At 68.3% G+C, this 25,162-nt stretch carries 30 protein-coding genes and 6 pseudogenes; 22 read left to right on the plus strand and 14 right to left on the minus strand.

Annotated elements, in window-relative coordinates:
• Nucleotides 1-645: 645 nt before the first annotated feature.
• Together AB5J53_RS44420 and AB5J53_RS44425 are read right to left on the minus strand one after the other, a co-directional pair.
• Nucleotides 646-1,200 (minus strand): hypothetical protein, encoded by a 555-nt coding sequence (locus tag AB5J53_RS44420; protein ID WP_369251252.1) that lies wholly within the window; start codon nt 1,198-1,200, stop codon nt 646-648.
• A gap of 206 nt (nt 1,201-1,406) precedes the next feature.
• A complete protein-coding gene (locus tag AB5J53_RS44425) occupies nt 1,407-1,778 on the minus strand; it encodes a MerR family transcriptional regulator (protein ID WP_369251253.1) in 372 nt (123 codons plus the stop codon).
• Between the two features lie 118 nt (nt 1,779-1,896).
• On the opposite strand from AB5J53_RS44425, the gene AB5J53_RS44430 reads away from it, so the two are divergent.
• Entirely contained in the window at nt 1,897-2,979 is a 1,083-nt protein-coding gene (locus AB5J53_RS44430; protein ID WP_369251254.1) for an alkene reductase, read from the plus strand.
• A 19-nt stretch (nt 2,980-2,998) separates the two neighbouring features.
• On the plus strand, nt 2,999-3,151 hold the full coding sequence (locus AB5J53_RS44435; RefSeq protein ID WP_369251255.1) for a hypothetical protein: 153 nt from the start codon (nt 2,999-3,001) through the stop codon (nt 3,149-3,151).
• Nucleotides 3,152-3,745: 594 nt separating this feature from the next.
• Here the strand turns inward: AB5J53_RS44435 and AB5J53_RS44440 are convergent.
• Nucleotides 3,746-4,093: a hypothetical protein gene (locus AB5J53_RS44440; protein ID WP_369251256.1), complete on the minus strand. Its 348-nt coding sequence runs from the start codon at nt 4,091-4,093 to the stop codon at nt 3,746-3,748.
• Nucleotides 4,094-4,181: 88 nt separating this feature from the next.
• Here AB5J53_RS44440 and AB5J53_RS44445 point away from each other — a divergent pair, with 88 nt between their 5' ends.
• Nucleotides 4,182-4,421: a hypothetical protein gene (locus AB5J53_RS44445; protein ID WP_369251257.1), complete on the plus strand. Its 240-nt coding sequence runs from the start codon at nt 4,182-4,184 to the stop codon at nt 4,419-4,421.
• A 168-nt stretch (nt 4,422-4,589) separates the two neighbouring features.
• Here the strand turns inward: AB5J53_RS44445 and AB5J53_RS44450 are convergent, their stop codons facing one another.
• Entirely contained in the window at nt 4,590-5,183 is a 594-nt protein-coding gene (locus AB5J53_RS44450; protein ID WP_369251258.1) for a TetR/AcrR family transcriptional regulator, read from the minus strand.
• Between the two features lie 111 nt (nt 5,184-5,294).
• Between AB5J53_RS44450 and AB5J53_RS44455 the strand changes: the two genes are divergently transcribed.
• The 4 genes from AB5J53_RS44455 (at nt 5,295) to AB5J53_RS44470 (ending at nt 10,719) form a co-directional block, all read left to right on the plus strand.
• On the plus strand, nt 5,295-6,305 hold the full coding sequence (locus AB5J53_RS44455) for an NADP-dependent oxidoreductase (RefSeq protein WP_369251259.1): 1,011 nt from the start codon (nt 5,295-5,297) through the stop codon (nt 6,303-6,305).
• Nucleotides 6,306-7,163: 858 nt separating this feature from the next.
• The gene (locus AB5J53_RS44460) at nt 7,164-8,021 is read left to right on the plus strand and encodes a DMT family transporter (protein ID WP_369251260.1); all 858 of its coding nucleotides are present in this window, start codon (nt 7,164-7,166) and stop codon (nt 8,019-8,021) included.
• 418 nt (nt 8,022-8,439) lie between these two features.
• Nucleotides 8,440-8,946, plus strand: a complete 507-nt coding sequence (locus AB5J53_RS44465; RefSeq protein ID WP_369251261.1) for a hypothetical protein — start codon at nt 8,440-8,442, stop codon at nt 8,944-8,946.
• Between the two features lie 993 nt (nt 8,947-9,939).
• Nucleotides 9,940-10,719 (plus strand): alpha/beta fold hydrolase, encoded by a 780-nt coding sequence (locus AB5J53_RS44470; RefSeq protein WP_369251262.1) that lies wholly within the window; start codon nt 9,940-9,942, stop codon nt 10,717-10,719.
• 95 nt (nt 10,720-10,814) lie between these two features.
• Here AB5J53_RS44470 and AB5J53_RS44475 read toward each other — a convergent pair whose 3' ends face one another.
• Nucleotides 10,815-11,276 carry a hypothetical protein gene (locus AB5J53_RS44475; protein WP_369251263.1) on the minus strand — a complete coding sequence of 154 codons (462 nt, stop codon included), beginning with the start codon at nt 11,274-11,276 and terminating at the stop codon, nt 10,815-10,817.
• Between the two features lie 992 nt (nt 11,277-12,268).
• Here AB5J53_RS44475 and AB5J53_RS44480 point away from each other — a divergent pair.
• The 4 genes and pseudogenes from AB5J53_RS44480 to AB5J53_RS44495 form a co-directional block, all read left to right on the plus strand.
• Complete coding sequence (locus tag AB5J53_RS44480) at nt 12,269-12,853, plus strand: DinB family protein (RefSeq protein ID WP_369251264.1); 585 nt, start codon at nt 12,269-12,271, stop codon at nt 12,851-12,853.
• A gap of 68 nt (nt 12,854-12,921) precedes the next feature.
• Nucleotides 12,922-13,461 (plus strand): transposase, encoded by a 540-nt coding sequence (locus tag AB5J53_RS44485; RefSeq protein WP_369243776.1) that lies wholly within the window; start codon nt 12,922-12,924, stop codon nt 13,459-13,461.
• Nucleotides 13,458-14,006, plus strand: a complete 549-nt coding sequence (locus AB5J53_RS44490) for a transposase (protein ID WP_369251986.1) — start codon at nt 13,458-13,460, stop codon at nt 14,004-14,006. The genes AB5J53_RS44485 and AB5J53_RS44490 overlap by 4 nt, the downstream gene beginning before the upstream one ends.
• 155 nt (nt 14,007-14,161) lie before the next feature.
• Nucleotides 14,162-14,563 (plus strand): annotated as a pseudogene (locus tag AB5J53_RS44495) (alpha/beta hydrolase); the annotation flags it as partial.
• 206 nt (nt 14,564-14,769) lie between these two features.
• Here the strand turns inward: AB5J53_RS44495 and AB5J53_RS44500 are convergent.
• Both AB5J53_RS44500 and AB5J53_RS44505 read right to left on the minus strand, forming a co-directional pair.
• A pseudogene (locus AB5J53_RS44500) lies at nt 14,770-14,874 on the minus strand (IS5/IS1182 family transposase); the annotation flags it as partial.
• A gap of 171 nt (nt 14,875-15,045) precedes the next feature.
• Entirely contained in the window at nt 15,046-15,720 is a 675-nt protein-coding gene (locus tag AB5J53_RS44505) for a hypothetical protein (RefSeq protein ID WP_369251265.1), read from the minus strand.
• 392 nt (nt 15,721-16,112) lie between these two features.
• On the opposite strand from AB5J53_RS44505, the gene AB5J53_RS44510 reads away from it, so the two are divergent.
• Nucleotides 16,113-16,457: a DUF6236 family protein gene (locus AB5J53_RS44510; protein ID WP_369251266.1), complete on the plus strand. Its 345-nt coding sequence runs from the start codon at nt 16,113-16,115 to the stop codon at nt 16,455-16,457.
• Nucleotides 16,458-16,659: 202 nt separating this feature from the next.
• Here AB5J53_RS44510 and AB5J53_RS44515 read toward each other — a convergent pair whose 3' ends face one another.
• On the minus strand, nt 16,660-16,851 hold the full coding sequence (locus AB5J53_RS44515) for a hypothetical protein (RefSeq protein WP_369251267.1): 192 nt from the start codon (nt 16,849-16,851) through the stop codon (nt 16,660-16,662).
• Nucleotides 16,852-17,278: 427 nt separating this feature from the next.
• On the opposite strand from AB5J53_RS44515, the gene AB5J53_RS44520 reads away from it, so the two are divergent.
• Nucleotides 17,279-17,839 (plus strand): hypothetical protein, encoded by a 561-nt coding sequence (locus AB5J53_RS44520; protein WP_369252965.1) that lies wholly within the window; start codon nt 17,279-17,281, stop codon nt 17,837-17,839.
• Nucleotides 17,840-17,866: 27 nt separating this feature from the next.
• On the opposite strand, the pseudogene AB5J53_RS44525 reads toward AB5J53_RS44520, so the two are convergent.
• Nucleotides 17,867-18,030 (minus strand): annotated as a pseudogene (locus AB5J53_RS44525) (transposase); the annotation flags it as partial.
• A 196-nt stretch (nt 18,031-18,226) separates the two neighbouring features.
• On the opposite strand from AB5J53_RS44525, the gene AB5J53_RS44530 reads away from it, so the two are divergent.
• Nucleotides 18,227-18,502, plus strand: a complete 276-nt coding sequence (locus AB5J53_RS44530) for a hypothetical protein (RefSeq protein ID WP_369251268.1) — start codon at nt 18,227-18,229, stop codon at nt 18,500-18,502.
• Entirely contained in the window at nt 18,466-18,822 is a 357-nt protein-coding gene (locus AB5J53_RS44535; protein WP_369251269.1) for a class I SAM-dependent methyltransferase, read from the plus strand. The genes AB5J53_RS44530 and AB5J53_RS44535 overlap by 37 nt, the downstream gene beginning before the upstream one ends.
• Nucleotides 18,823-18,837: 15 nt before the next feature.
• Here the strand turns inward: AB5J53_RS44535 and AB5J53_RS44540 are convergent.
• Nucleotides 18,838-18,939: pseudogene (locus AB5J53_RS44540) on the minus strand (IS5/IS1182 family transposase); the annotation flags it as partial.
• 125 nt (nt 18,940-19,064) lie between these two features.
• Between AB5J53_RS44540 and AB5J53_RS44545 the strand changes: the two are divergent.
• Nucleotides 19,065-19,562, plus strand: coding sequence for an N-acetyltransferase (locus AB5J53_RS44545; protein WP_369251270.1), 498 nt, complete (start codon nt 19,065-19,067; stop codon nt 19,560-19,562).
• A gap of 18 nt (nt 19,563-19,580) precedes the next feature.
• On the opposite strand, the pseudogene AB5J53_RS44550 reads toward AB5J53_RS44545, so the two are convergent.
• A pseudogene (locus tag AB5J53_RS44550) lies at nt 19,581-20,140 on the minus strand (transposase).
• Nucleotides 20,141-20,184: 44 nt separating this feature from the next.
• Nucleotides 20,185-20,574 carry a VOC family protein gene (locus AB5J53_RS44555; RefSeq protein WP_369251271.1) on the minus strand — a complete coding sequence of 130 codons (390 nt, stop codon included), beginning with the start codon at nt 20,572-20,574 and terminating at the stop codon, nt 20,185-20,187.
• Between the two features lie 260 nt (nt 20,575-20,834).
• Here AB5J53_RS44555 and AB5J53_RS44560 point away from each other — a divergent pair, with 260 nt between their 5' ends.
• A complete protein-coding gene (locus AB5J53_RS44560) occupies nt 20,835-22,013 on the plus strand; it encodes a CapA family protein (protein WP_369251272.1) in 1,179 nt (392 codons plus the stop codon).
• Between the two features lie 44 nt (nt 22,014-22,057).
• Here AB5J53_RS44560 and AB5J53_RS44565 read toward each other — a convergent pair whose 3' ends face one another.
• A complete protein-coding gene (locus tag AB5J53_RS44565; protein ID WP_369251273.1) occupies nt 22,058-22,249 on the minus strand; it encodes a hypothetical protein in 192 nt (63 codons plus the stop codon).
• The gene (locus tag AB5J53_RS44570; protein ID WP_369251274.1) at nt 22,246-22,368 is read right to left on the minus strand and encodes a hypothetical protein; all 123 of its coding nucleotides are present in this window, start codon (nt 22,366-22,368) and stop codon (nt 22,246-22,248) included. Before AB5J53_RS44570 ends, AB5J53_RS44565 begins: the two co-directional genes overlap by 4 nt.
• Before the next feature lie 402 nt (nt 22,369-22,770).
• Here AB5J53_RS44570 and AB5J53_RS44575 point away from each other — a divergent pair, with 402 nt between their 5' ends.
• From AB5J53_RS44575 to AB5J53_RS44595, 5 genes and pseudogenes are all read left to right on the plus strand, one after another.
• On the plus strand, nt 22,771-23,262 hold the full coding sequence (locus AB5J53_RS44575; protein WP_369244512.1) for a DUF2975 domain-containing protein: 492 nt from the start codon (nt 22,771-22,773) through the stop codon (nt 23,260-23,262).
• Nucleotides 23,262-23,483, plus strand: a complete 222-nt coding sequence (locus AB5J53_RS44580) for a helix-turn-helix transcriptional regulator (protein ID WP_010981499.1) — start codon at nt 23,262-23,264, stop codon at nt 23,481-23,483. The genes AB5J53_RS44575 and AB5J53_RS44580 overlap by 1 nt, the downstream gene beginning before the upstream one ends.
• Nucleotides 23,484-23,961: 478 nt before the next feature.
• A pseudogene (locus AB5J53_RS44585) lies at nt 23,962-24,168 on the plus strand (transposase family protein); the annotation flags it as partial.
• A 19-nt stretch (nt 24,169-24,187) separates the two neighbouring features.
• The gene (locus AB5J53_RS44590; protein ID WP_369251275.1) at nt 24,188-24,520 is read left to right on the plus strand and encodes a transposase; all 333 of its coding nucleotides are present in this window, start codon (nt 24,188-24,190) and stop codon (nt 24,518-24,520) included.
• Nucleotides 24,521-24,529: 9 nt separating this feature from the next.
• Complete coding sequence (locus AB5J53_RS44595; protein WP_369251276.1) at nt 24,530-25,036, plus strand: hypothetical protein; 507 nt, start codon at nt 24,530-24,532, stop codon at nt 25,034-25,036.
• Nucleotides 25,037-25,162: the final 126 nt, after the last annotated feature.

The raw sequence follows: 25,162 nt of genomic DNA on the forward strand, positions 1-25,162 counted from the left end.
CCGGCGCGCACAACCACCGCACACCCGCCCGGCGGATCACAGGTTTCCGTTGCGGGTGACGCAGATGACCATCAGAAATGCTCTCCGACCGCATTCAGTCAAGTTGCGTTAACCGTCAACTTTCACGCGCCTAGGAGGACCTGCTAGGTCTTCCCCGGCATAGATGATCTTGAGTCAGGAGCTCGCTGCCGCCTGCCGGCATCAGGAGCACGCTGCCGCCTGCCAGGTGGAGCAGAGCAACTCCCATGATTGCGCCACGTTTTGGAACACCGGACGCACGGTCCTGTCCATGGGGCGTGTTCCGGAACCGTTCTTGTCCTTGGCGGTCTGTCGGCGCGCCGCAGCGGGCGAGGCTCCCGGCGGGCGCGATCTGCTCTGCGGAGTCGATGGTCAGACGGTAGCGGGTCTTGTCGGCGACCCGATCGGTGACGTACTGGCACCAGTTGGTCGGCGTACGGCGGAGCCATGTGGACGGGTCCTGGTCGGACTTGGACCGGTTGGAAGCGCGCGGATTCGTGGATTCCTGGACCATTGCAATGTCGACCCCATCCTGCGGGCGCCGTAAAGGGCGTCATCGCGAGCGAGTTCGGCAGTATCCAGGCGGCGCGAGCGGTTGTCGGTGCCGAGAGGGCGGCTGGGACGTGGTCACGCCCGGCGAACGGCTCTGTGGAGGATTCCCCCCCCGCGCCCGGCGTCGAGGTGGCGCACGCCGGCTTCGTCGCCCTCGAGGTCGGTGAACTCCCGACCCGCGTACCGTGACAGCATCCCGCGCCCCACCGTGATCGTTCTCGCCGATAGCCGCCGTACCAAGGCTGGCTGGAGGATGCACAGGACGTTGGCCCGTCCGCGGGCGAATCGGATGGCGTGGTGGAGCTGTCTATCCCTTCGGGCGGGGCCGAAATGATGCAGTACACCGGGGCAACCAGGCCGAACGTGGTCAGCAGGGCCCGGCGGCGTCCAGGCGGGTGGTGCCCCGTGCGCGCTGCGATGCAGCCGGGTCCGCGGATGGCCCTCCAGCGCCTTCAGCAGGCTTCGTGCGGCGGTGGCGTACACGGTGGGATCGGCGATCGAACGGGTCACCGTGTCGGCGATGTCCTTGGCGGCATTGCCGGGCTGGAATCCGCTCATCGGCACGTCGAGACCGGGGAGGGCGGCGACGCTGTCGACGTCGAGGAGGTTGATGCTCTTCCTCCGCCGCAACTGCCCTACAGCCAGGCATCACCGCCTGGATCCAGACCGGAGGCAACTGGGCCCGTTACGCCGTAGAACTCCACAACCGCCCCCACCGCAGCCTTCACTGAGCCACCCAGCAGATGCTAGTAAATCGCGGAGCGCTTGACGGTCCAGCGGCCCTGTCCTCTCAGCCAGGATTCAGAGCGATTGAAAAGTTCATCTCAAAGGCCTCCTCATGCCGCGGTCCGGCGGGTGTCGCGGTGGGTCTGGGCCGCAACCATCAGGCCGTCGAGCGCGTCGCGGGTGTTCAGCAGGTCCTCGATGTGGGCGGAGAGCCGGTCGCGCTCCTTGGCCATGCGTTCCAGCGCGGCGTCGGAGTTCTCGTCGCTGGGCGCGTCGCGGCACGGCATCAGTTCCATGATGGTGCGGCTGGACAGCCCGGCCTTGTACAGGCGCTGGATGAAGGCGACCCGCTCGATGTCGTCCTCCGTGTAGTGCCGCTGCCCGCCGGCGCTGCGGGTGCTGGTGAGCAGTCCCTGCTCCTCGTAGTACCGCAGCGAACGGACACTGGCTCCGGTCCGCGCCGCGAGTTCGCCGATCCGCATCTCACCCTCCCGACCGTGACCTGGGCCCCAGGACTTGCATCTCACATTGATGTCAGGTTTTAGCGTACCTGTCGGGCCCGCCGTCCTGGGCCCTCGACTCGTACGAAGGAGTTCCGGCATGACCGGCAAGACCACGCTGTTGGACCGCTACCGCCTCGGCGATCTGGAGCTGCCCAACCGTGTCGTGATGGCGCCGATGACCCGGGTCCGGGCCGCGGCCGGGAGCCTCGCGACCCCGTCCATGGCGGTCTACTACGCCCAGCGGGCCACCGCCGGGCTGATTGTCACCGAGGGGGTGCAGCCCAGCCTGGTCGGGCAGTCCAACCCGGGCACCCCGGGGCTGTACACCGACGAGCAGGTGGCAGTCTGGCGGCCCGTCACCGACGCCGTGCACGCCAACGGCGGGCGAATCTTCGCCCAGATCATGCACGGCGGCCGGGTCTCGCACCCCGACACCACCGGTCTGCAGCCGGTCGGACCGTCCGCCGTCGCCGCCGTGGGCGACGTGTTCACCCCGACCGGGCCGCAGCCCGCGCCGGTCCCTCGCGCACTGGACCTCTCCGAGGTGCCCGAACAGGCCCGCTCGTACGCCGAGGCCGCCAGGCGCGCCGTCGACGCCGGGTTCGACGGCGTCGAACTGCATGGCGCGAACGGCTACTTGATCTCACAGTTCCTGTCGTCCAACGCCAACCTGCGCACCGATTCCTACGGCGGCCCGATCGCCCACCGCATCCGCTTCGCCGTCGAGGCGGTCGCCGCCACGGTGGACGCCGTGGGCGCGGCCCGCACCGCGATCAGGCTCTCGCCCGGCACCACCTTCTGGGGCGTCGAGGAGACCGAGGTGCCGGAGCTGTACGCGGCCCTGCTCGCCGAACTCGCCCGCTTCGACCTCGCCTACGTACACCTGGAGGCGACGGCCGAGGAGGAGGTGCTGGTCGGGCTGCGCCGCGCGTGGCCGGGCAGCCTGATCATGAACCCGGTGCTCCCGATGGGCCCGAAGCAGACCGACCGGACCGCCGCCGACCACTGGCTCGGCCTGGGCGCGGATCTGATCAGCTTCGGCCGCGCCTTCATCGCCAACCCCGACCTGGTGGAACGGCTCCGCACCGGCCTGCCGGTCGCGCCCGCCGACCCGGCCACGTACTACCAGGGCGGCGACGCGGGCTATCTCACCTACCCCGCCTACCAGTACACCGCCTGACCGGATACGAGGGACAGCGATGAATTCGCTGAACAAGCCCCAGGGCGACGCCCGGACGGCCGTCATCATCGCCGGCCGGGTCATCGTCCCCGCCGAGGACGTCGAGACGTTCGTCGCCGAGGCATGGGCGACGTCGTACCCGCTCGCCGCGGCGAACCCGGGAACCTGCTGATCTCGTTCTGCGTGGAGGACGCGGCGAGCGGAACCGTCACGGTGCTCGAACAGTGGGCGTCCCAGGAGGCCCTCGACCGGCACGTGGCCGCACCGGAGGTCACGGCGCTCCTCACCAAGTGGGGCCCCGCATACGCAATGAGGTGCGCAGGTTCGACGCCGACGAGAAGGACCCCTGGGCCTGAGCCGAGCCGGGTCAGGCGTGGGACCTGGCCGTCGCCGCGAACGCGTCGGCGGCCGCCGGCACATGCCGGGCGTATGGATCGGATGCAGGAACGGAGGCCGTCGCAGCACCCTGAACCCGCTTGCCAGACAGTCGTTGGACCCGCTTCTGGTGCGCGGGTTCGGGAGATTGGAAGTGCAGGGTCTGCTGTCCTCGGCCGCTACAGCTTGACCGCCTTCACTCCGGTCGGCGACCTGGGCCCGCTGCGCGACCCGGACGCGCCGGAGCCGGACGAGGACGACGATGGCGAGGAGGACTGAGAGGGCGGTACGTGAGCTGATATCCGTGTTCGGGGTCGACCCGGGGGAAAGATCGCTTACCAGCCCAACGACCACCAGGGACATCACGTTCCACCAACAAGATCACAACACACTAGGCCCAGATGTATTCCTCAGCAATCGCGCCGTCGAGCCACTTGGCGACGGTTACCATCCGGCCTCCGCCTTCGAACTCGCCGACGACACACGTCCACGCCCCGGATCCAAAAGCGATCGGGTGGGATGTGATCTGAGGCGGGGTGCCGCCCGCTGATTCGACGTAGGCCTTCATGGCGTCGATGTGCTGCTCAATTCCGCGAGTCGGTGCTTGACCCTTCCAGTCCACCACTACGTCGTCGGTGTGGTGGTGGGCAAACACGCCGTGCCAGTCGGCGGTGTTCCATCCGATGAAGTCAAGATCATCCATACCCTTGAGGTTGCTTTCGATCTGGTCTTCTTGCATGAGTCACCCCTTTCCTGGACGAACGAATCCCCCGGCCGGTGGCCGGAAACCCACCAAGAGGTCGGATCGCCTCCGCGTCGATGTCGATTTGAACACGCCGTTCCAGTCGGCGCCTGTCCGGAACAATCCAACGCCACGTACCCCGAACGCCGAGATCAAGGTCGCTGGCGAGGACGGTGAGGGTCTTCTGGGTGCCGCGGAGCTTGTCGGCTTCCTCGTCGAGGGCGGCCAGGCGCGCGGTCAGTTCCTCAATGCGGGTCCGCAGGTCCTCGGTTCCGCCGGTGATCTCGCGTTCGCGGGCGTCGATTCGATCCAGGAACGGCGCTGAGCAGCTTGCGCGCCGCCGTCTTCGTCAGCCGCTTCTCAGCGGTCGCGGTCCGATCCCGGGGAGCGCGCGGCTCGATGCCGATGACCTTGACCGCCTTGGCGAACTCGGCGTCGAACCGCTCCTTGCCGAGCGTGCTGCCGAGTTCGCCGGTCCGCGTGCGCGACGAATTCAGGTACGGGCGCGAGGGCGGCGTTCCTCCTCGGCATCGCTGCTCGCTGCGCCGGTCAGGATCGCGCTTGCGACAACGTCGAAGAGGCGATCGGCGCGTGGCGCTAGCGAGGGTTGATCGCCGAGCCAAGCAAGCGCCGCTACCAGCGCGAACAAATCGGCGCCATCAATGTCGGTCCGCGCCATGCCCGCAGCCTGGGCACGGGTGAGGAGCCGCGCACCGGCCGCGCGCAGGGTGACGCACGAAGCGTGGAGTGCGGACTCGGTGTCCTCGATGGCGGCTGCCATCAGCACGGTCACGCCTCGATACTCAGTTGTCCACGCGACGCAGTCGCGTAGCCACGAAACGAGAGCATCGTCGGGCGAGCTGGACGTTTCGAGGGCGCTTGCCTGAGCGGTCAGCTCGTCGAAGCTTGTGCGGAGCAGGGCATCGAGCAGCGCCTCGCGCGTCGGGAAGTGACGCAGCAGTGTCGCGAGTCCGACATCGGCCCTGCGCGCGATGTCGCGCAGTGACACGTCGACGCCTTGCTCGGTGATGGCGGTGCCCGCTACTGCGAGCAGGTGGTCGCGGTTCTTCCTGGCGTCGGCCCGCATCTGCCCCTCTTGACTATTCGGATCAGTGGTCCATATATTCGGATCAGTGGTCCATTTATGTGGATCGCTGATCCGAATAAGCTTATCCCGCAGCGCGGGCAGGAGAAAACGATGCCGACACACACGATGAGGGCGGTCCGGCTCCATGAGCACGGCGGCCCTGAAGTTCTGCGTTACGACGAGGTGCCGATTCCCGAGCCGGGGCCGGGTGAGGTGCTCGTTCGCGTGCACGCGGTCGGCATCAACCCCCCCGACTGGTACCTGCGCGACGGGATGTCCAACCTGCCTCCGAAGACGAGGCCGAAGTTCAGCTTGCCCGTGATTCCGGGGACGGACCTGTCGGGCGTCGTCGAGGCCGTCGCCGCGGATGTGGACGGCCTCTCCGTCGGTGATGAAGTCTTCGGTCTCCTTCGCTTCCCCAGCTTCGATGGCAGCACATATGCCGAGTACGTGGCCGCGCCCGCGTCGGACCTCGCGCTCAAGCCGGCCGGCATCGATCACGTGCACGCCGCCGGGGCGCCTATGGCCGCGCTCACCGCGTGGCAGTTCCTGATCGAGCTCGGACACGATCACCCGTCGCCCTTCCAGGCGGCGCAGCATCGCCCGGTGCCACTCGACGCCAACGTGACGGTGCTCATCAACGGAGCCGCGGGCGGCGTGGGGCACTTCGCGCTACAGCTGGCGAAATGGAAAGGTGCACGTGTCATCGCGGTGGCATCGGGCGCGCATGAATCGTTCCTGATCGACCTCGGCGCGGACGAGTTCATCGACTACACCAAGAGTCGACCCGAGGACCTCGTGCACGACGTCGACCTCGTTCTCGACACCGTCGGTGGCCCCGACAGCAGCCGCTTCCTGCGCACGCTCAAGCGCGGCGGCTCCCAGTTCCCCGTGTTCTTCGGCGAATTCGACGAAGAAGAGACCGCGAAGCTGGGCGTCACAGTCACGGGCACCCAGGTCCGCTCGAACGGCGCGCAGCTTGCCGAACTGGGACGCCTCCTCGACGCGGGCACAGTCCGCGTCGCGATCGACAGCACCTTTGCGCTCGCGGATGCCCGAGCAGCGCACGAACGCGCCGCCCGAGGGCACATCCAGGGAAAGATCGTGCTTACGGTCGCTTAGGAACGAGCCGTTTCGCCGACGCGTTGGCGCTCCTCCGCGGGGCACCGGTGGCCATCGAGACGCCGATGCGGAGAGATTGGGGCGCGTCTGGGGACCAGGCGGCCGCGATACTCGCTGCGGCGAACCGGGCGGACCCGTGCGGTCGGCTCGGTTCGCCGCAGGAGATCGCCGAGACGGTCGCATTCCTGATGCTGGCGGAGCCGCGTCTATCACCGGCCAGCACATCACTGTCGCCAGCGGCGGCGGTCCGGCGTCCTGACGGTGGAGCAGTCGGTCGCGACGACGGCGGTGATGGTGTCACCTGGGCAGCTTCGTGGTCCGTTCGGGGTGGGCGGCGGCGATGTAGCGCATGGCGGTGCCGACGCTGATTCCGAACAACCGCATCGGCCGTAGAGGGCCCGCAGAGGTGAAGGCTTCGTCGAGGATGCGGTCCTCGCGCTGTTGCCGCAGCGATAGCCCCAGTGAAGGGAAGTCGTTTTCGGCATGGTGACGTCGACGGTCGGGTGGTGGGGGTCCATCGCGGGCTGCTGGCTGACCAGCAGGTGGGGCGCTGTCATGGACTGCCTTCGCACAACGGTCGCGGCTCTGCAGCCAGGGCCGGCCGGCGTCGAATGCACGGGAAGGCATGACAGCGCCGTCTCCGCAGCTGCCGGGCGCGCGTATCGCGCGGCCAGCAGGCGTGCTGCGCTGCGTGCCTCCCAAGCACTGGCACCGACCCCAACCCGGATGACCATGGACATCGCGGGGGCCTGCGCAGAAGGTGAGCGCGGAGGATCAGGTCCGGTCTGACCCGTCGGACCTGAGCCGGTCGGCCGGTCCGGGGAGGCCCGGGGCTCCTTTCCCGGGCATGGTGGAAGGGTGATCGTGCTGGCCGTACTGTTCGCCCTCTTGGGGGCTGCAAGTAATGCGATGGGTACGGCCTTCCAGCGCAAGGCGGCTGCCGACGTGGCGAGCGGCGGCGGCCTGCGACTCCTGCTCGAACTGGCCCGACGGCCGTCCTGGCTGATCGGCATCACCGGCGTCGTCGGGGCCGCGGTCTTCCAGGCCCTGGCCCTGGTGAACGGGCCGCTGGCCCTGGTGCAGCCCCTGTTCATCCTGGAACTGCCTTTCGCCCTGCTGATCGTCATCCCGCTGCTGCACCGGCGTCTGCCGCGGGCCGGCTGGTGGGCTGTCGGCGGTGTGGTCGCCGGCCTCGGCCTGGTCCTCGGCTCGGCAGCCCCCTCGGGAGCACGTGACCATGCGTCGATGGAGCGATGGATCCCCGTACTGTCGGTCTGCCTGGGAGCCGTGGGAGGCGCGATCGCCGTCGCCCGCCCGGGGCGCCCGCCGCTGTTCCGGGCCGCCGTGCTGGGATCGGCGTCGGCCATCAGCAACGCTTTGACCGCCGCGCTCCTGAAATCGGCCACGGGCACGCTGGCCGACCACGGCTTGTACGCCTTCCTCACCACGTGGCACACCTATGGATTCGCGGTGACCGGCGTCACCGCCGTCCTATTGCTGGAGAACGCGTTGCAGGCCGGCCCGCTGGCGGCTTCGCAGCCCGCCCTGACCATCGGCGACGCGACGGTCAGTCTCTTTCTGGGCATCGTCCTCTTCGAGGAGAGCATCCGCACCGGCTGGTGGCTGCTCCCGGAAGCGATCGGGGTCGGACTGATCCTGTGGGGTGTCCTCCGGCTGACCCATGTGGTGCCTCACATCGGCGGTGTCGCCCACTGACCGACGGCCGGCAGGGACAGGCGGGCCGCGCAGCACGGCCGGTCCGCGGTCCGCCGCGGTGACGGTGGTCGGCACGACCTGGCCGGAGCCAAGGCCGGCAGCACGGCGCGCCGGCGACCGCCGTCGGATGCGGCGTGGGGTGCGTCAGGCGACCGCGGGGTCGAGCAGTCCTGTACGCCCTCTCCCGCCAACCGAACTGGTGAAGGGACCCGCAAGGCATTGCTGGCGTGTTCTCGCAGCTCACGCGGCCAGATCAACGCCGAGGGAGTGGACGAGGGCGGGCGCCTGCACGGTGACCAGCACGGCGAGAGCGGCGCCGGTCACGACGAGCAGCGAGGATGGATGCCCGGCACCCGGGCAGTGATGTGCGTCCGTGTCCGGCCAGGGGCACCGGCCCGGCTCGCGGAGGGAGACAGGCGTGGAGCAGCTGACCGGAATCGAGGAACAGGTCGCACTGGTGGACGCCGCAGCGCGGCTCATCGCTGAGCGGCCGGTAGACGTTACTGACCCCAACTGGCAGGCGACAATGCGGCAGAGGCCTGCCCCGCTGGACGAGGCGGGGGTCCGTGATCAAGCCGAATCAGCACTGCGATCCGTGATCGCGGTCTACGAGTACGGAGACGAGGCGCTTCGCGCCGCCATTCGCGCGCTCTTTTCCCGCTACACCTCCTTCCGCTGGGCGGCGCATCTGCCCGTTGAGGCCACAGCCGAGGGATTACGGATGCGCGTTCTGCACATGTCCGCCGTCGACCAGGGCGCCGATACACGTGATGAGCTGGTTGCACTGCACTGCGTGTGCGCGCAGGCTCAGGAGGCGGGGATCGACATCCGGCCGATCCTGCGAGAGGTTGCGGAACTGTCCAGCCGGGACGACAAGTACGGCATGGGGTCGATGCGGGACATCCTCCTCCGCGCAGCGCGATGACGCGCTCTCGCAGCCGTACCGACCAGTCCTGTTGGGACCCACGCCGTGGTGAGGACACCAAGGAAGCGCAGCAGCGACGGGGCTGTGCCAGCAGCTCGTAGGCCTCCTCACCCAGCCGGCTGAGGAACGCCGCCTGCACAACGAGCAGCACTGGCCGCCCCTGGACGGAGCCGGCCGATGCGAAACGGGCCTCGTCCGGGGGGAGTTCTCACAGTTGCTGTGACTGGGATGGGTCTTGCTTCGCGGCGGCGTGATCTTGCACGCTCATGGAGCCCGCGAAAGGTGTCGAGGAGGATCGTGTGCCGACTGAAGCCAGCCGACATCCTGGCACCGCCCGGGGCGGTCGCTGACCGCGTTGCACGATGGGAGGCGATCCTCGACACGTCGGTGTCGGCGAAGCCGGAGTATGAACTCATGGTCCCGCTCGAGCAGGACGCGGGAGTGACCGCCGGTTCTCCAGCCGGGCGCCGAGCACTTCTACGATCAGATCGCCTGGTTCACCAAGGGCCAACAGCAACGCCCCGTCCCGGGGAGAATGACTCTGTCAGCGAGAAGGCCCTCCGGAACCCTGCAGATGCCTTCGCATGCCGATTCCCCCGCCAGTGGGCAAGGTTGTGCGGATGGTCAGGATGTCGGGGTGGCACTCGTACCCGGCCTGGCAGCAACTCGGCGTCTGCGGCTACGGCATCGCCCGCAGGCCCGTGTACATCAGGGGCCTTGTGGACGTCGCTCCGCGCGCAGGCAGTTGCCTTCGGCGGAGTCTGGTGACTGGAGGCCGGGGTCTGAGAGCAGTAAGGGCTGCGCCACCGATGGTGTATCTCCGTCGGCTCTGCTGCCCGCGCCACAGCGGTAGGTCCCCAGCTGGTGGCTGGAGCTCGACGCACGAACCTGCCGTGCTCAGTATGACCGGACCCCCACTCGGGGCGGTCCGACATCGGCTGCCCCGGTCGAGGTCGCGTTGTCGCGAGCCCCCTGCGCGGTTAGCCTGCGGGGATGGAGATCCGGGTGGGCCAGGTGGTGGTCCACTACGTGGAGCACGGGACCGGTCGACCCGTGCTGGTACTCCACGGCGCCGGCGTCGACCACCGCGAGGCCGAGGCTTGCTTCGAGCTCGTTTTCGACGGCGTTGCGGGGCTGCGGCGGATCTATCCTGACCTCCCTGGAATGGGCCGGACAATCGCTCCCGAAACGCTGCGCAGCGCCGACGACGTCCTCGACACGCTGCTCGACTTCGCCGACGAGGTCATCGGCGGGACCGCGCACCTCCTCATCGGTCACTCGGCGGGCGCGTACTACGCGCAGGCGATGGCCGCGAGGCGCCCGGCGCAGGTCGCTGGTCTGGCGCTCGTCTGTCCGTTGTTGCCAGGACTGCGCGATGTCCCAGAGCACCGCGTCGTCGCCGGATCGGGTGAGATCGGTGACGACGTCTTCCGGAGCTATTTCGTGATCCAAACCCCGGAGATGCTCGACCGGTACGAGCGTTACGTCGCCCCGGCCGCCGCGCTCGTCGATCAGGCAGCGCTCGAGCGAATCGGCGAACGGTGGGCGCTCACCCCCGATCACGCGCCGGCTTACGCGGGTCCGACAGTGGTCGTGGCGGGGCGGCTGGACTCGACGGTCGGGTATGCCGCCGCTACCGACCTCGTCGACCACTACGCGCACGCCTCGCTCGCCGTGGTCGACGACGCCGGACATGCCCTACCCCACGAGCAACCGGAAATCCTGCGCGCCCTCCTCGCTGAGTGGCTTGCGCGCGTCGACCGCTCGAGCTGACCCGAAACAGGCTCGGCCCGGATCAGCATGGTTCCGAGTTGAGCGCGGGTGGAATGCAGGGCCAGGCCCCGTGTGGCCATGGGGTCAGCGCACGGTCACCAACCCGCCTCCGGCGTACGGGACGTCTGGCCGGCCGTGCAGGCCGAGGCGCCGGCCGCGGATCGTCCGCCGCCTGGCCCGGCCTCACCGCCAGACCGATGCGCCGCCGGCCAACCCCGCAGCCGCCTGTAGGTCACGCTGCTGTCGTCGTTCCGAACGACGAGGGACGCGCGGGTGCGCACGCCCCTGCGCACAGGAGCGGGGGCCTGCCGGTGAGTCAGCTTGTGAAGAGGAAGTACTTCCAGCCGCCGTGCGTCATCGAGTTCAGGCGTCAGTGTCGGCGTGGCGCGCGAGACGTCGACGGTGTCGGCCGCGGTCGCCGCGGTGTGCGACGCGTCGCGCGCGTAGGTCACCGTGTACTTCACCGTGCCGCCGCCGGGCGGAGTGTCCGTGAAGGAGAACTTGCCGCCGGCGCCGAGGGACTTGGTGCCGAGCGACTTGCCGTTCGGCGAGTCCATGTCGGTGCGGGTGACAGTGAGCGGGGTCCCGGCGGCCGGCGCGAGGGTCGAGGTCAGTGCCCTTGACCCTGCCGGCCCGCGACGCCCTGCAGGGGCTCCCGATCCAGGACGAGAGCAGGGCCGACTACGAGTGCAGCAAATTCCGCCACTGGACCGACGCGGACCGCGACGGCTGCAACATCCGCGTTATCTGCACTCCCAAATCGGGCTAGAGCAGAACGTCCCTGGTGCATAGCGATCTTAATATGCCGACAGATTTGAGGCACATGAGGCACACACATGAGGCACATGAGGCACAAGGGGCCTGCTGCGTTCAAGCTGATCATTCCCCATCGCGTTGCGGCAGACGTCGTGGGGGAGTTGTCTCCTGAGCCACAGTGTCGCCAACGCGACGGTACGAGGTCGGAACGAAGGCTTCTGACCAAGGACGCGCAGGGCGGCCACCGCTGAGTGGGTGGTCGGCAATGATCAGTGCATGAACGAGATCGTGTTGATGTCAGATCCAAAGGTTGCGGCGATCCCGACAGCCGACCGCGGCGAACGGAGATGTGGACGGTGTCCCCGGGCCGGGCGTAGTCGAGGAGTGCGCGGAACTTCGGCCGCTGGAGGGGGTGGAGGCGGCTGGACGTGCCGCCGTCCTCCTCGAAGACGACTGTGGATCGACAGCGCTCCGAGGCCCCGGAATGTCCGGGTTCATTGGACACGTCGACCGTCTGTCGTCAAACGATCGTTTGACGACAGGCGGTCAGGGTTCGATCCTCGGTCGCAGGGTTGAACCCTGGTGAGGGTTCTGCCCGTTTCCCGCCGCCCCGTTCGGCCTTACGCCCTCGCGGCCGCCAGAGGCCGGCGACGGCGCCCGCTCTTCGCCCCGAGGCAGTGCCGTCCGTGAGCGTGAACAACGGCGGCCATGGCCAGGCCTCGGCTCTGCCAGTCGTTGCGGACCATGTACGGGATCTTGAGACCACGAGCAGCCCATGGCAGGCTCATGCCGCATGATCGATGAATTCGCGAAAGACAACCTGCACGGGAGACTGCGGCGGGACCGCAAGGCGCTGCTCTGGAAACTCGACGGCTTGTCCGAATATGACGCCCGCCGACCTTTGACAGCGACCGGGACCAACCTCCTCGGCCTGGTCAAACACGTGGCCAGCGTCGAGGCCAGGTACTTCGGCGAGGTCTTCGACCGCCCTTCCCCGGAACCGCTGCCCCGGTGGCAGGACTCCAACGGCAGCGATCTGTGGGCGACCGCGGACGAGACCCGCGATCAGATCATCGGGTTCTACCGGCGCACGTGGGAACACTCGGACGCGACGATCAACGAGCTTCCCCTCGACGCCCCCGGCCACGTGCCGTGGTGGCCGGAGCCTTATCCCAACACGAACCTGTTCGCCATCATGGTCCATGTCCTCGGCGAGTCCATCCGGCATACCGGGCACGCCGATATCCTGCGCGAGGGCCTCGACGGCCGGACCGGGGTGCGCGCCGAACACGAGATGCAGATCGACGAGGAAGCCCGTGCAACCTACTGCGCGAAGATCGAGCAGGCCGCCAGGTCGGCCGCACCAATCAAGGCTTAGTTACTGACTTTTGCGGCGTGATGTCGTTGAGGGATGACGATGTGTGATCGTCGCGGTATGCCGGTTGTGTGAGATATCCGCAGGGTGGTGGGCTGACGCCTGAACGGCAGGCGTTTCGCGAGCGGATCCGGCTGGAGGCCGCGGAGCGCTTCGCAGTCGGTGCCTCCACCGCCGAGGTCGCCAAGGAATTACGGGTGAGTGTGCGCTCGGTGCAGCGCTGGCGCCGGGCCTGGCACGACGCCGGCGCGGAGGGGCTGCGGTCTGCCGGACCGGTATCGCTGCCCAAGCTGAGCGAGAAGCTGTTCGCCGTGCTCGAGCAGGAGCTGGCCAAAGGGCCGGTCGCCCATGGCTGGCCGGACCAGACGTGGACGCTGGCGCGGATCAAGACGCTGATCGGGCGCCGGTTCCACAAAAGCATGACGCTGTCGGCGATCGCGCGGATGCTGCACCGGCACGGCTTCAGTCACCAGGTCCCAGCCCGCCGAGCCATCGAGCGCGACGAGGAGGCCGTGGCGGGCTGGGTGAAGGAGACCTGGCCGCAGGTGGAAGGGCCGTGGCGGCGCTCGACGCCTGGCTGTGCTTCGAAGACGAAGCCGGGTTCTCGATGACGCCGCCCACCGCACGGACCTGGGCCCGACGCGGCCACACACCCGTCATCCGGGTCCGGGGACGCTCCCAGCGCCGCTTCTCCGTTGCCGCGCTCGCCTGCTACAAGCAGGGCGAACACTCACGGCTGATCTACCGGCCCAAACGGCATCTCGATCACAAACGCGGTGGCAGACGCAGTTTCACCTGGACCGACTATCGCGACCTGCTCATCGCCGCCCACCGGCAACTCGGCGCACCGATCGTGCTGGTGTGGGACAACCTCAACGTCCACAAAGACCGCCGATTACGGGAGTTCATCGACACCCACGACTGGATCACCTGCTACTTTCTGCCGGCCTACGCACCCGACCTCAACCCCGTCGAGGGCATCTGGTCCCTGCTGCGGCGCAGCAGCCAGACCAACACCGCCTTCACCGACCCCGACCACCTCATCAGCACGCTTCGGCACGGTCTCCGCCAGATTCAGTACCGCAGCAAGCGCATCGACGGATGCCTCGCCGAAACCGGCCTCACCTTGACGACATCACAGCGACAACGTCAGTAGACATACCAGGCAGCCTGACATCAGCTCCCTTACCGGCGCTTGCGTTTTCCGAGCACCCCGGCCACCTGATATGCCCGCGTCACCCGATGTGGGCGTTCAGTCCACGCCTTCGTCGTCCTCGTCCAGCTCGGGCGCGTCCGGGCCGCGCAGCGGGCGTACCCGAGTGGCAGGCGACCCTGGACGCCCTCCAGGACCTTCCGGAGATCGGCACCGAAGGGCCGGTCGGCTACTTCGGCCTGAACATGGGCACCGCGATCGGCGTGCCGCTGACGGCGATCGAACCCAGAATCACCGCCGCGGTCTTCGGTCTCCACTGGCCCGACTCCCTGGCCAAGATGGCGAAGCAGATCACCATCCCGATCGAATTCATGCTCCAGTGGGACGACGAGCACATCCCGCGCGACGCCGGTCTCGCATTGTTCGACGCCTTCGCCTCGAAGGAGAAGACACTGCACGCCAACGCAGGCATGCACAAGGAGCTGCCGAGGTTCGAGGCTGACAGCGCGGTCCGGTTCTTCGACCGACACCTCGGCCGAGCGGTCACCTCGCCAGCCTGACCTGAGCGGCATCGGCGTCCGGCTCGCCGGTAGGGCGCCGATACCGCCGCATTCGCCTCTCCGGCCTCTCTGCAGGCCACCATCGCGGTTTGACCCGTAACCGCATGGGGTGTTTTGTCGGCAGCTACCGCGTCGGGTCGGGTGCGCGGACGGCCCACCGGCCCGCGCACCTTGAACGTCTCCAACACCGCGACGAACGGGGGCCTGTCGGCGGCCTGCCCGGGCATGAGCACGAACGCCAGCGGGCGGCAGCGCCGGTCCACGGCGAGGTGGACCTTGCTGGTCAGCCCACCGCGCGAGCGACCCCGGGCCGCTGCCCGCGGCCTACCGGCCGGTTGCCCTACCTGTGTCCCGCTTTGCCTCGTCGAACATGGCAGCAAGCAGGACGAGGCCCGCCTGGCTTCGATGGGTGTACCGCAGCTGTGGGTCCTTCTGGGGCCAGCGTCGCTCCGCCACCAGTTGTGCCAGACCCCAAGCCACGTTCATTCCGCCAGGAACGCCTCTACGCTTTTCCAGCGGGCACTCTGGAAGCGGACGGTGGCATAAACTGCGAGCAGTCCGGTCGCTACCCCGACGGGGAGAGCCGCGGCAAGCGGTGCATTCAAACCGTAGACCAAGATTCCTGCGTCCGCGCCGATAACTACGCTGGTGATGACGCCCACGCTGCCTGCGACGCTGAGCATCCGCTGGAACGGCTTGCGACTGGGTGTCAGCATCACGATCGCCTGTTCGGCTCCCGCGACCGCGCGAAGGTTGTCAGCCAACTCTGGCACCAATTCCGCGTAGATCGCTCGCAGTTGGGTAATGCGGCGGCAGAACTGCCAGTCGTCGATTGAGATTTCCAAGCATCGGACGAAGGTAACCAGGCCGAGGAAGGCCACGGAGGAGAGCACCACGACTTGAAAGATAGTGGTACCCGCATTGCGCCCGGAGTGACCGTAGAAGCCGAGCGCGATAAGGCCGGCCGACACTGCGCCAAGGAACATGCTGGCACGCCCGTTGGCTTCACCGATTGTGCCAGCGCGCGCGGTCTGTAGGTTGTAGTGCTCAGTGGTCAATAGCGTGATCCACGCTGATGCCGCCCCGCCAGCGGCGGAGAGCCGCAACGCATCCCCCGACTCAGAGGCCGGCGACTGCCCGGAACCGGATTCAGTCATGTGGGGGGGAACCTAACGTCGTTGATCGAACGTCGTCTGCAGGTGGCTTGCGCCGCAGCAAGAAGCTACAGCCGTGCCCGGGAAATCGGGGCGTAGAGCACAAGGCCGAGTGAGCGTGTCCGGGAGTGGATCCCGCTGAAGCCTCCGCGCGCCCGGACAGGTGGCGTGAAACCGTGTCCCGTCAGGAGGAGTTCTCGGACCGCTACTCCCACTTCGGCAGGGCCTCCAGCAGGCGCGGCATTTCGGGGGAGGCGACTTCGCGGAGGGACTGCGCGTATCGGGCAGGTGTGGCACCGTGGCGGTAGGCCTGGCCCGTCGCCTTCCCCCGTGGCGACGGGCCAGGGCTCTGTTCAGCGGGCGGGGCTTTCGGCGAGCGCGGTCGCTATGTCTTTATGGAGGTAGGGCGCAGATTCGAACGTCCCCTGGAGGAGCTGCGGCGAGCGATGCGCGGGCTCGGCATCGACACCGCGTTCAGCGCCGCGAATCTGAAGTTCGCCGTCCCGGCCGCGCTGGCGGGCATGGCGAGCGGCGTGTACGCCGGCCCGCTGGTCAGCACTGTCACCGGCGTCACCTTGGCCCTGGCCGGCCTGGCTCGGACGGTGACCGGCGAACGCCAGGCCCTCCGAGCCTCCTCGCCCTCCGCGTACCTACTGTCCGTGGAGAAGGGGCTGGAGACCCGGTCCCTCGTCCGCCGCGTTTGCCGTCGGATCCCCGGCGTGGGCGGCGACATCGCCTGAGGGTCGAACGGCGCCAGCTGGATCTGACGCAGGCCCAGATCGCTCGGTGGCCTACGGATTCCGGCCGCGGGCGCCGTCGGTGGCTGCCGCTGTGCGGGAACTCCCGTAGGCATTGATCCCACGGGGGCTCTGCGCCCAACTGTCGTCCCTCCCATGTCACAGACGGCCGGGCTGTCTTGTCTCGGGTAGCGAAGACACACGCTTACGTCAGGAAGATGATGGTCATGCGGGTGCGGGTGCGGGTGCGGGTGCGGGTGCGGGTGCGGGTGCGGGTGCGGGTGCGGGTGCGGGCAATGTTGTCGCCACGATGGAGCCGCACCGGGTGCGTCGGCTCGCCGTGGTCAGCTCGAGCGGGGTCGACCCGCACTCGTACTCCGGACCTGGCCGCGAGCATGCTGGCCCTGCTGGACGACGACCGCTACCTCCACCATCGGCGTCGTCACCACTGTCGACAACCCCACGTTGCTCCAGTGGATCCGCCGCGAAGCACTCGCCAAGAGCTGAGCTGATTCGTCCGCATTCCGCCGAGGCGCTACCGCAGTCGCGTACGCGCTCCTTTTCGACGGTACGCACCCCGTATTGGCATACATCAGGGTGTGTATCGCCAGGAAGAATCGATCTCACCGCTATCGGCTGTTCCGTTGTCCGGCACCCTCTGTGGTCAGCTTCGGCTGTCGCCGGGGGTGAGCAGACCTCGTCAACTTGGCGATTGCCTCCGGCAAGGGTCCTCGCAGCCCAGGAGGTCGGGCGAGCCCTCGACAGGCGTGGGCGGGCGGTGTTCGATGTAGGAAGGTCGGCGACGGGGGAGGATGAAAACTGCCATGGCTGGTTCGCCGCCGCTTGTGCGGATTGTTCCTGCTGAGCTGGGCGAGGGCTTGACAGGGATCCTGGTGGGGATTCCCGCAGACGTACTGATCTTCTTCACCATGGATGATCTGAGGCTCTCCGGCACCGCTGGGCGCGTTCAGATCGGCGGCGTTGTCGTTCTGGCGCTGCTCTGGGCGGTCAATCTTCTGGTGTCCCGGCCGCGTCAGCTGCGTGCGTTCAGCTCCGCTGTGGCGGTCGAAGATGCGTCGGTGCCGGGGCCGAACGAGGAGCGGACTCGCCAGCTGCGGCGGGGCTGCGTTCGCGTGGCGGCCTTCGTTCTCCTGGTGACGCTGGGCGGTGCGTACGTCGCCCATTGGCCGCTCTTTGGCCTGGGCGTTCAGCTGATACTGGGCCTCGGACTCCTTCACACCTGGCGGACTGCGATCTGGTGGGAGCGTCGGCACGGCGTCCATCTATGGAAGCCGGCACTGTCTGCCGTAGGTCGCGAGAACTGGCGTCGCTCCCCGTACTATGCGACGTCCGCAAGGGCCAGGTCCCTCACCAACAACGGCTAGCATAGTGCCCCGAGTTGCCTGGTGCGTGATGAGGCAGCAGGCGAGTCTGTGAAGGCCTCGCGGATGTCGTCACGTCGCTCCCAGCGGATGCGCAGTCGCTTGAAACCGTGCAGCCAGGCGAAGGTCCCCTCGACCACCCACCGGTAGCTACCCAGACCGGTGCGCCGTGCCGTCCTGACCCGCGACCGCACGCCTTCGGTTGGAGCGGCTCCTCGCACGGCGGCCCCAACCGAAGCGAGCCACGCCCTCCACGCCACGCGCGAGACGTAGATCCACCACCCGTGCCCCGGCCACCGACAGCCCGAGGTCGATCCCATCTGACTCGGCATTCGCGCCGGCCCGCTGCGGTGCGGGAGGTGTGGCGGGGTCGCGTGCTTCGATGTGGACGTGGAGAGCATCACGCATCGGCTCCTGACCAAGGGCTTCGGCCGGCCCAGTGGGCTGCTCGGCTGTCTCGGCGGCCGGCTCATGGCCCACGGCAACGCCGCCACCGAACGCCATGCCGTCGCCCTCGCAGCGCCCGCCGAACAGGACGTCGTCCTCGTCATCGGCCCCGACCCCGGCGTCGGCCTCGAAGCCGCCGCCCAACGCTCGGCCAGTGTCATTGGCATCGACCCTCAGACGTCATGCGCGCCATGGCCCGCCGCCGCTGCGCACCCCTGATCACACGCGGCCGCCTCCGCCTCGCCCCCGGCACCGCCGCCCACACCGGCGAACCGGACGCCACCGTCGACGTCGTGATCTCCGTCAACAATCTCCAGCTCTGGCCCGACGTCCCTGCCGCCCTCGCCGAACTCCACCGCGTCCTGCGCCCCGGCGGCCGCCTCCTCCTCTCCACCCACGAGAAGTGGCTCCCCACCGACCTCCCCACCCTCGCGACCACGGTCTCCGCGGCCGGCTTCACCTCCGTCCGCACCTGGACCTGGGAGCCCCCGACCCGCATGGCGTCGACGGCGGCCCAGCTGAGTGCGGTGCGCCCCTAGAGCCTGCCTGTTGGATCACTTGGTCCAGAGGAAGATTGCTACGATGTACAGGGCGGCTTGGTAGATGCGGGCGGTCTTGTCGTATCGGGTGGCGATGTCACGCCACTGCTTGAGCCGATTGATGCAGCGCTAGATGGTGCCTGCGCTGCTCGCAGGCGGTCTTGTCGAAGCCTGGTGGCCGTCCGCCGTGGCGCCCGCGTCGCCTGGATCATCCCGCGCGACCGGCTGTAGCGTCGGACCTTATGAGTTGGCTTCCTGACGACTTCGTCCACCCCGTCTACGTGCCCGTGCCCGACACCGCACTTCACCTGCGGCCGATCCGGGAGGCGGACACCGCACTCGACTACCCCGCCGTGATGGGGTCCCGAGAGCGCTTGTGGGAGATCTTTGGCCCGGCCTGGGCTTGGCCCAAGGAGACGATGACCTTTGAAGAGGACCGCATCGACTTGCTGCGGCACGAGAAGGAGATAGCCGTGCACCAGTCGTTCAACTACGCGCTGCTGGACGAGGAGGAGACGGCGATCCTCGGCTGCGTCTACATCGACCCGCCCGAGCGCACCGGCTCCGACGGTGAGGTCTCCTGGTGGGTAGTGGACGACCTTGTCGGCGGCGAGGTGGAGCGCGCGCTCGACGCGCTGGTGCCGCAGTGGATCGCCGCCGACTGGCCCTTCCAGCAGCCCCGTTGTCTGGGCCGCGACATCACCTGGCAGGACTGGCTCGCGCTGCCGCGCGCCTCGTGACACGTCCGAGGCGGCGCCTCAAGGGTGTCCCGTAAATGATCTCGGCGTTGTGTAGGCAAGCCGGGGTCTGAGCAGTCTGGTCTGCCATCCGGTGAGCGCGAGGTTGTGTAGCCGGGCAATGCCGCGCATGGCGTGGTGAATGCCGTCGCCCTTGAGGCGGCAGTCTCGCAGGACCTTGCAGCTCTTGATGCGGGCGAAGGCGTGCTCGACGCGAGCGCGGACTTGCTTGTGCAGCCGGTTGTGTTCGGCCTTCCAGGCGGCAAGTTCGCTTTGCTCGGCCGGCGCACGGTGCGGGATGACCAGCCCGGTTCCGGAAGGCAGCGGACTTCGAGACGCCGAACCGCGGGGCAAGCTGTCGCACCGTCAAGTTGGTTCGCCAGTACGCCGTGACCAGCAGTTCCGTACGCCGCGACCAGCAGCACCCGGTCTTCCCGGCATCATCCCCACGGTCGGCCCCTGCGGGCTGCATCGGCGCCCTCCCGCCGCGACGTAGCCACCAGCTTGCCGAAGCGATGGGCGCTCAGCCCGGTGAACGGGGCTGTCCAGGACGGCTCCGACGCCGTGATCACACGAGCCACGCCGGAGATCGTCCCACCCCTGGCAGGCCGCCCGCGGAAGAGGTTCACGGGCGTAGCGGGAACAGGCAGAACTCGTTTTTCTCGGGGTCGGTCAGGACGCAGTGGTCCTCATGGCGGGCCAGGACAGTGGCGCCGAGCGCGACGAGTCGGTTGCTCTCGGCTTCCAGATCGCCGGAGAGCAGGTCCAGGTGGAGGCGGTTCTTCGCGCGCTTGGGTTCCGGCACGAGCTGGCACCACAAGCGAGGCCCACTGTCTCGCGGCTCGATGAGGACAGTTGGGTCGTCCTCTGGGCCGGCGATCCCCTGCGCGCGCAGTCGCGCGAGTTCCGCGTCGTCGTAGGGGGCGACGGCGTATCCGTCCAGGGCAGCTGCCCAGAACCGGGCAGTGCCGGCGGGATGAGCACAGTCGATGACGATGTCGTGGAGTCGCGCCATTAGGACATCATGCGCACCAACAGCCGCCGCCGTCAGCACCGCCCGCTCGGATCGAAGAGCACTACTGAGGTTGAACTCGTAGTGCCTTGCGGGACCGGTTGGGATGCCGCCTTGCCGGACACTACGCCCGCCTGATCGGCTCGGCGGCCGGTGCCGCGAGGCGGCGCGGACAGCGTCGAGCGCGAACGGGTACGGCGTCGGGAACACGCCGGTGGATGATCCTGCGTGAAGGATGGGTGCCTGCTTCGTAGCATGAGCCGGTGATCACGTCCGGCGGACAGTGTCCTCAGCAGCGGCGCGAACGGCAGAAGGCGGTGCGCCGTCACCGCCTCTTCGCCCTCGGCCTGGTCGGAACCGGTGTGGTGGTCGCTGCGACGTTCGTGTTCCGTGCCGGCTCCGAGGGCACAGCCTCCATCGGCTCCGCCCAGGCCCCCCCAAGGACGACCGGGATCACGGCGTCCGGTGCACCGGCGCCGCCGCGCCCTACAGGCAACGTGCGGATCGCTGCCGTGGGGGACGTCGTGATGGGCTCGCTGCCGGACGACCTGCCGCCGGATGGTGGCGCCTCATTCTTCGACCCTGTCGACGACCTGCTCGCCGGCGATGTGGTGCTCGGGAACCTGGAGGGCACACTCACCACCGGCGGCCCCAGCAAGTGCTACGACAACGACAGCCCGAACTGCTTCGCGTTCCGCACCCCGCCGTCCTACGGTCGCTGGTTCAAGAAGGCCGGGTTCACCGTCATGAACACGGCGAATAATCACATCGACGACTTCGGGGCGGAGGGGCGGCGCGAGACGTTCGCCGCCCTGCGCTCCGTGAACCTGCCGTTCACCGGCCGCTTGGGCCAGATCACCATCCAGCGGGTACACGGCATCCGGGTCGCACTGATCGGGTTCGCTCCCGACCGAGGGTCGAACGACCTCACGAACATCCCCGCCGCAAAGCGACTCACCGCCCGCGCCGCAACGATGGCGGACATCGTGATCGTCACGATGCACGCCGGCGCGGAGGGCTCGGACCGCACCCACGTAGAACCCGGCACCGAGTACTTCCTCGGCGAGAACCGCGGCGACAGCTACCGCTTCAGCCGTGCGGTGATCGACGCCGGCGCCGACCTCGTCGTGGGCAGCGGCCCGCACGTGATACGGGGAATGGAGTTCTACAAGGGCCGACTGATCGCCTACAGTCTGGGCAACTTCTCCGGCTACAAGGTGCTCAGCCTCGGCGGCACACTCTCAATCAGCGGCGTGCTGCAAGTCACCCTCCGCGCCGACGGCACCTACGTGTCCGGGCGCCTGCGCCCGACCCAGATCGTGGAGCCCGGCACGCCGGAGCCGGGCGGCGAGGCAATCGACCTCGTCTCCAGCGTGTCGGAGGAGGACTTCGGCTCGCACGCCGCCCACATCTCGGCGGAAGGGACGATCCAGCGCCCGTAATTGGGCGCCGTAGACGGCTGCCTCGCCGAGTACCGGCCTGAGCATCAGACCCGCATGACCTGCCGCGACACATTCGGATAGCCGGCGAGGTGTTCGAGGATCTCGTCTGCGGTGTTGGTCCAGACGTAAGGCTTCGGGTCGGTGTTCCCAGCGGCGATCCAGGTGCGGATGTCCTTCTCCAGCGCCTGGACGGTTTTGTTGACGCCTCGTCGTATCTGTTGGTCGAGCCGGCTCATCGTCCTCTGTGGATGTCGTCGTCCACCGGCGGGTCGACCCCGATGTAGTCGTAGTGGTCGTTGTCCAAGATCACGTCCTCGGCCAGGTCGCTAGTGATGACCAGCTTCTTGCTGCCCACTTCGAGGTCGCATGCCGAGCAAAGGAACCCGTAAGGGATGAGGTAGACCGCTTGCCCACCGGCCGTCTCAGTGCCACGAATCCCCGCCTGGATCGACGCCGTCGATGCCAGCCAACTGCCCGGGGCCTCACCGGCTTCGCACCCCACTTGCTCCGAGCCCTCGACGCCGTGACAGCCGGCCTCACCCTGCAGGGCTTCGGCGTAGTCGGGTGACGTCCGATTTGTGCTCGAGCGAGGCCGACGTCGACAAGATCAAGACGGTTCGCGCAATCGCCATGCCATGGGAGGGGGCGGCGGCGTCCAGCCATGGTGTGAACCCGCCGCCCCATCCTCCGCCCCAGCGCTTGCTTCACCTATCGAAACTCGATAGATTCCCATCGTAACTCGATGGAAGGATGGGTCGTGGGGAAGCTGACAGTGCGTGCGCTGCGCGCCGTGCTCGCGGTGGTGCTCGCCGGCACCGTGTTCGTACAGGCATTGATGGTGTGGGTGTTGGCCAGCGGGAGCGACCCGGAGGACGGGTCGCTCCCGCTGACCCCGCTCCGCGTGATCACGTTCCTGGGCATGGTGTCGGTCCAGGTCGCTCTGGTCTGCGTATGGCGGCTGGTGACGATGGTGCGACGCGGAACCGTGTTCTCCCACGCCGCCTTCCGGTACGTGGACGGCGTGATCGGCGCGATCGTGGCGGTTGCCCTGTTGTGGTTCGCGGTCACGGCCCTCAATGCGCCGGGCCAGCGGGACGACCCGGGGGTCACCGTCATCATGGGCGGGATCGGCATGGCCATCCTCGGGGTCGCGCTCATCGTGCTCGTGCTGCGGATGCTGCTCGCCCAGGCCGTCGCGCGCGACGTCGAAGCGGCGCAGATGCAGGCAGAGTTGGACGAGGTGATCTGATGCCGATCGCCGTCGACATCGACGTGATGCTGGCCAGGCGGAAGATGTCCGTGGGCGAGCTCGCGGACCGGGTAGGAATCACGCCCGCCAACCTGGCGGTACTCAAGAACGGCCGCGCCAAGGCGGTCCGCTTCGCGACGCTCGCCGCGCTCTGCGAGGTGCTCAAGTGCCAGCCGGGCGACCTGCTGCGCTGGGAGGCCGAGGACGCCGCGGGCGGATGACGTGCCCCGGGGCGGGCGTGAAAACGCCCGACACCACCGGCCCGTGACACGGCACGTGGACCGCATGGACATGGATCGCCGATCACCCGCAGCACCGTCCCGACACCGTTGGGCAGATCCCGGTTGACCTGCACCGCACCGCACCGTCCCTGCCGACGATCGCGACCTGCGAACGTGCCCCCACCGCAAGCCCCGTCCTTCCAGCGCGGAAGGGCGGGGTTCGTCGTTGGGCCGGCAGCCAGGGCTTCGGCATGTCGCTTGACGCCCGATTATGACGAACTGCCAGTTCGACGGGGTTCTGGGAACGTGACAGGCACAGGCTTCGAAGATCATGGAGTTCTCGACGCCCCCGTGATCCGAGTGGAAGACCGTGTCTGCCGACGCACCATCGCCGACCCCGCCTGCCTTTGACCAACTCCGCGAGCATCCCGGGGCCGTGCCCGAGGAGATCCCGGGCCTGCTGGAGCGACTGGCCGAGGTGCCCGACCCTCGTGATCCGCGCGGCGTACGGCACGCTCTGGTCGTCGTGCTCGGGCTGACCGCGTGCGCGGTTCTGGCCGGAGCAACCTCCCTGCCGGCGGTGGGCGAGTGGATCACCGACGCCCCGCTGTCCGTCCTGGAGTGCCTTGCCGTACGGCCCGATCCGCTGTCCCCGAAGCGGTTCCCGCCGGCGGAGGCGGCGGTGCGGCGGCTGCTGGGCCGCATTGACGGCGACGCGCTGGACAGGGCGGTGGGCCGCTGGCTGGCCGACCGGCGCGCTGGCCGACGGTCAGCTGCACGCAGTGGCGGTCGACGGCAAGACCCTACGCGGAGCGGCCGGGCCCACGGGGCGCAAGACCCATCTGCTCGCCGCCTGCGACCACCTCTCCGGCCTGGTCCTGGCCCAACTCGACGTAGGCGAGAAGACCAACGAGATCAGCTGCTTCCAGCCTCTGCTGGAGACCTTCGCCGACTTGGCGGGCGTGGTCGTGACCAGCGACGCCATGCACACCCAGCGAGAGCACGCCAGCTACCTTTTCGGCCGAGGCGCGCACTGAATCGTGATCGTGAAAGGGAACCAGAAGAAGCTCCACAATCAGCTCAAGTCCCTTCCCTGGAAGCAGATCCGGCTGCAGGGCCGCCCTCGCGACACCGGCCACGGCCGCGGCGAGATCCGCCGCATCAAGGTGTGCACGGTGAACAGCCTGCTCTTTCCCGGCGCCCGCCAGGCCGTCCAGCTCAAGCGCCGCCGAGTGGACCGCAAGGCCGGCAAGGTCAGCATCAAGTCCGTCGACGCGGTCACCAGCCTCCCTGCGGAACAGGCCACACCCGCCGAGCTCGCCCGGCTGATCCGCAGCCACCGGAAGATCGAAGCCCTGCACCACGTCCGAGACGTGACGTTCGCCGAGGACGCCTCCCAGCTGCAAACCGGCTCCGCACCCCGCGCCATCGCCACCTGCCGCAACTTCGCCATCGGCGCCCTTCGCCTCGCCGGGAAGAGCAGCATCGCCGCCGGACTCCGGCACAACGACCGCGACGCCAGCCGACCGCTCGCCCTCCTCGGACTCACATGATCACGAAACGGACGTCACGCGACTGCGCCGCGGCCCTGCCTCACCCTGGAGTGGAGCTCCGGCGGCATCGAGGGCGCCGTGAACGCATCACGAAGATCAAAAGCAGCTCCACGGACGAGCTGGCTT

The organism is Streptomyces sp. R41 (assembly GCF_041053055.1).
Taxonomy (GTDB): domain Bacteria; phylum Actinomycetota; class Actinomycetes; order Streptomycetales; family Streptomycetaceae; genus Streptomyces.

Excerpts from the sequence above, each read along its gene's own strand:
- AB5J53_RS44425 (WP_369251253.1), bottom strand. The coding sequence starts at position 1,778 with ATGCGGATCGGCGAACTCGCGGCGCGGACCGGAGCCAGTGTCCGTTCG.
- AB5J53_RS44430 (WP_369251254.1), top strand. The coding sequence starts at position 1,897 with ATGACCGGCAAGACCACGCTGTTGGACCGCTACCGCCTCGGCGATCTG.
- AB5J53_RS44435 (WP_369251255.1), top strand. The coding sequence starts at position 2,999 with ATGAATTCGCTGAACAAGCCCCAGGGCGACGCCCGGACGGCCGTCATC.
- AB5J53_RS44440 (WP_369251256.1), bottom strand. The coding sequence starts at position 4,093 with ATGCAAGAAGACCAGATCGAAAGCAACCTCAAGGGTATGGATGATCTT.
- AB5J53_RS44450 (WP_369251258.1), bottom strand. The coding sequence starts at position 5,183 with ATGCGGGCCGACGCCAGGAAGAACCGCGACCACCTGCTCGCAGTAGCG.
- AB5J53_RS44455 (WP_369251259.1), top strand. The coding sequence starts at position 5,295 with ATGCCGACACACACGATGAGGGCGGTCCGGCTCCATGAGCACGGCGGC.
- AB5J53_RS44470 (WP_369251262.1), top strand. The coding sequence starts at position 9,940 with ATGGAGATCCGGGTGGGCCAGGTGGTGGTCCACTACGTGGAGCACGGG.
- AB5J53_RS44475 (WP_369251263.1), bottom strand. The coding sequence starts at position 11,276 with ATGGACTCGCCGAACGGCAAGTCGCTCGGCACCAAGTCCCTCGGCGCC.
- AB5J53_RS44480 (WP_369251264.1), top strand. The coding sequence starts at position 12,269 with ATGATCGATGAATTCGCGAAAGACAACCTGCACGGGAGACTGCGGCGG.
- AB5J53_RS44490 (WP_369251986.1), top strand. The coding sequence starts at position 13,458 with ATGACGCCGCCCACCGCACGGACCTGGGCCCGACGCGGCCACACACCC.
- AB5J53_RS44505 (WP_369251265.1), bottom strand. The coding sequence starts at position 15,720 with ATGACTGAATCCGGTTCCGGGCAGTCGCCGGCCTCTGAGTCGGGGGAT.
- AB5J53_RS44510 (WP_369251266.1), top strand. The coding sequence starts at position 16,113 with ATGGAGGTAGGGCGCAGATTCGAACGTCCCCTGGAGGAGCTGCGGCGA.
- AB5J53_RS44515 (WP_369251267.1), bottom strand. The coding sequence starts at position 16,851 with ATGCTCGCGGCCAGGTCCGGAGTACGAGTGCGGGTCGACCCCGCTCGA.
- AB5J53_RS44520 (WP_369252965.1), top strand. The coding sequence starts at position 17,279 with ATGGCTGGTTCGCCGCCGCTTGTGCGGATTGTTCCTGCTGAGCTGGGC.
- AB5J53_RS44535 (WP_369251269.1), top strand. The coding sequence starts at position 18,466 with ATGCGCGCCATGGCCCGCCGCCGCTGCGCACCCCTGATCACACGCGGC.
- AB5J53_RS44545 (WP_369251270.1), top strand. The coding sequence starts at position 19,065 with ATGAGTTGGCTTCCTGACGACTTCGTCCACCCCGTCTACGTGCCCGTG.
- AB5J53_RS44555 (WP_369251271.1), bottom strand. The coding sequence starts at position 20,574 with ATGGCGCGACTCCACGACATCGTCATCGACTGTGCTCATCCCGCCGGC.
- AB5J53_RS44565 (WP_369251273.1), bottom strand. The coding sequence starts at position 22,249 with ATGAGCCGGCTCGACCAACAGATACGACGAGGCGTCAACAAAACCGTC.
- AB5J53_RS44580 (WP_010981499.1), top strand. The coding sequence starts at position 23,262 with ATGCCGATCGCCGTCGACATCGACGTGATGCTGGCCAGGCGGAAGATG.